Raw genomic sequence first — 2,550 nt, forward strand, 5'->3', positions numbered from 1 at the left:
AGATGCTGAACAAGTAGCCAAATCAATTCAAAAAGCTGCGCGTTCGTCTTATAGATTAGACAAGGTTGTGGAAGATTCTATTGATGCGATTCTTGACACGTCTATCACCTTAATTCGCACTAAAAAGAAGCGTAATAAATGAGGCATAATTAGCTTCTAAATCCTTTAACAGATTACCAGTGAATTTTCTGTTTTTTTGCTGGTTTAGCTTCGTGTTGCTTTTTTTAAGTGAATTGCACCTTGATAATCAAATAGTTATTTATTTCTTTTGACATACTACCGCAGGTCTTTTCAAAAAAATTAACGCTATCTTATTATAGCATATATTAGGATTAATGATTCATTTTTACTAAAAAAACGCGAGCTGCTTCTGCTGCCCACGTCTTGCCTCTTTATAGTTCGATTGTATCTCCAATAGCCATTACTTTTCCTTCGCCAGTTCGTACTTTAGAAGCAAATACTTCAGGATCCTGCTTAATTACCGGAAACGTATTATAATGAACAGGAACGACAACCTTAGCTTTTATCCAATCGGCTGCAATTAATGCATCCTCAGGTCCCATCGTAAAATTATCGCCAATAGGAACAAAGGCGATATCAATGTCATTCATATCACCGATCATTTTTAAATCAGTAAATAATCCTGTATCCCCTACATGGTAAATTGTTTTTCCATCAATCGTTAATAGTATTCCTCCTGGCATACCTGTATAAACAATTGTATTATCTTCCTCTGTAAAAGAAGACCCATGAAAAGCCTGTGTATACTTTACTTTACCAAAATCAAATTCATGTGCTCCTCCAATATGCATCGGATGTGTGTTTAGACCTTTAAAGCCTAAATAGACTGCTAATTCATTCGGAGCTACTACCAAGGAACCGTTTCGTTTGGCAATTTCAATGGTATCCCCAACATGATCATTGTGCCCATGAGTCAGTAGTATAACATCTGCTTTAACTGTATTTGCATCTAGATCACACGCTTCATTTCCTGAAATAAATGGGTCAATTAAAATAGTTTTATCGTTCGTTTGAACTTGTACTACTGAATGGCCATGAAATGATACTTTCATAATTTAATCTCTCTCCTTTAAAACGATTTAATTTCATCTTTTTCTCTATTCGGATAACTACGAATAACTTATGATACTAGTGTAATGTATTCCCCTACAAAGATTCAAATAATTCCCTTCATTCCTATCTTTATGTATCATCATTTTTTAATTTATTCCAATTATGCTATATTGTTAATATAAATAGAATGAATTTCATTGAGGTGATCAACATGTCTAATAGAATACATACATTACTGGAGCAATTGAAGAAAAACAATACCGAAAGTATTCTCCTTACATCTAAGGCGAATGTTTATTATTTAAGTAATTATTATACAGAACCTCACGAAAGAGTGATCGCTGTTTATGTAAGTCAGTATCATGACCCGTTACTAATTATTCCAGCTATGGAAGTAGAAGACGCGAAAGCAGCTGGATGGGAACATGAAATAATTGGCTATCATGATCATGAAAATGTATGGGAGTTATTTTTAGCCTTTATCAAAAAACATCATAAAACACCAGAAACGATAGGACTTGAATTTGATCATTTGACATTAAATCATTTTCAGGAATTAAAAAACACGTTACCATCCATTTTGTTTTCAGATGCCAGTGAGATCGTAGCCAATTTACGTGTTATCAAAAATAAAAAAGAATATACCTTATTAAAACAGGCAGCTAACCTTGCGGATTTTGGAGTGGAAACAGGAATCAAAGCACTGCGTGAGGGTGTTAGTGAACTTGAAGTAATAGCTACCATTGAATATGAATTGAAAAAACAAGGAATACAAGAAATGTCGTTTTCCACCATGGTTTTATCTGGTCTAAAAACAGCATCACCACATGGAAATCCAGATATGAAAGAAATCGAAAAGGGCGACCTTGTACTATTTGATCTTGGGGTTATTTTTGAAGGATATTGTTCAGATACAACAAGGACAGTCGCTTTTCATTCCATTACAAATCAGCAACGTTCTATATATAATACAGTCTTAGAAGCTGAACAAAAAGCAATCGAAAAATCAAAACTGGATATTCCTTTGGGAGAAATCGATAACGCTGCACGAAAACATATTAAAAAAGCAGGATATGGGGATTATTTTAACCATCGTATTGGCCATGGTATTGGGATTGAAACACATGAATATCCATCCATGCATAGCAACAATAAGCTCCCCCTCCAAGCAGGTATGAGTTATACGATAGAACCAGGCATTTATATACCGGATAAAGGCGGAGTTCGCATTGAAGATATGGTCTATATGACAAATAAGGGGCCAGAAATTCTAACCCAATCACCAAAGGAACTTCAAATCATTAAGTAATCTTAAACAAAATAAAAGGTACCTCGTATATTACAGGGTACCTTTTATTTATATTATATATAATTATTTTAGTAAGGCCTCCGCATCGTCATAAGGAAGTTGATGCGATTCAGCTACACCTTTAAAGGTAACATGACCTTCTAGCGCGTTCAGTCCTTTTAGTAGTG

Annotated in this window: 2 protein-coding genes and 1 pseudogene; 2 read left to right on the plus strand and 1 reads right to left on the minus strand. The window is 34.6% G+C overall.

The window, feature by feature from the left end:
* Positions 1-139: pseudogene (locus tag J2Z81_RS15970) on the plus strand (IS110 family transposase); the annotation flags it as partial.
* Between the two features lie 253 nt (positions 140-392).
* Here J2Z81_RS15970 and J2Z81_RS15595 read toward each other — a convergent pair.
* Positions 393-1,073, minus strand: a complete 681-nt coding sequence (locus J2Z81_RS15595; RefSeq protein ID WP_226371751.1) for a metal-dependent hydrolase — start codon at positions 1,071-1,073, stop codon at positions 393-395.
* 212 nt (positions 1,074-1,285) lie between these two features.
* On the opposite strand from J2Z81_RS15595, the gene J2Z81_RS15600 reads away from it, so the two are divergent.
* The gene (locus J2Z81_RS15600) at positions 1,286-2,383 is read left to right on the plus strand and encodes a M24 family metallopeptidase (RefSeq protein ID WP_226371752.1); all 1,098 of its coding nucleotides are present in this window, start codon (positions 1,286-1,288) and stop codon (positions 2,381-2,383) included.
* The last annotated feature ends 167 nt before the right edge of the window (positions 2,384-2,550 follow it).

It is taken from the genome of Virgibacillus alimentarius, assembly GCF_017874635.1.
GTDB classification, from domain to species: Bacteria; Bacillota; Bacilli; order Bacillales; family Amphibacillaceae; genus Virgibacillus_B; species Virgibacillus_B alimentarius.